This window comes from Nocardioides aequoreus, assembly GCF_000720335.1.
GTDB classification, from domain to species: Bacteria; Actinomycetota; Actinomycetes; order Propionibacteriales; family Nocardioidaceae; genus Marmoricola; species Marmoricola aequoreus.
The window spans coordinates 1-316 of the sequence record NZ_JOJN01000042.1 but is presented as its reverse complement, the minus strand read 5'-3'; the positions used below and the strand labels follow the sequence as shown (position 1 = coordinate 316).

Below are 316 nucleotides of genomic sequence, written 5' to 3'. Positions count from 1 at the left end.
GCAGAGCACCGTGCGGGTCACCGGCCGGGCGTCCGCCCCGGTCCCGGCGAGGGTCGCGAGCACCATGGCATTGGGTTCGGCGATCCCGGCGACGGTCGCCTGTTCTATCCACAGCCGCAGCAGCGGCTCCCAGCCCCCGGCCACCGAGAGTTCGTCCAGTTCCGTGTCGTGCACACCCAGCAACGGTCCCGAGTTCCGCGAACCCGGATGCGCCGCACCGTATTCGGCACGCATCGCGCCGAGATCGGCACCCGTCTCCTCCACATCGGCCATGGGCCAGACGTTACTCCCGGGTAGCTCGGCGCTAGAGTTCTGT

At 69.6% G+C, this 316-nt stretch carries 1 pseudogene; it reads right to left on the bottom strand.

Annotated elements, in window-relative coordinates:
• Positions 1 to 273, bottom strand: a pseudogene (locus IG63_RS23420) (hypothetical protein); the annotation flags it as partial.
• Between the last annotated feature and the right edge of the window lie 43 nt (positions 274 to 316).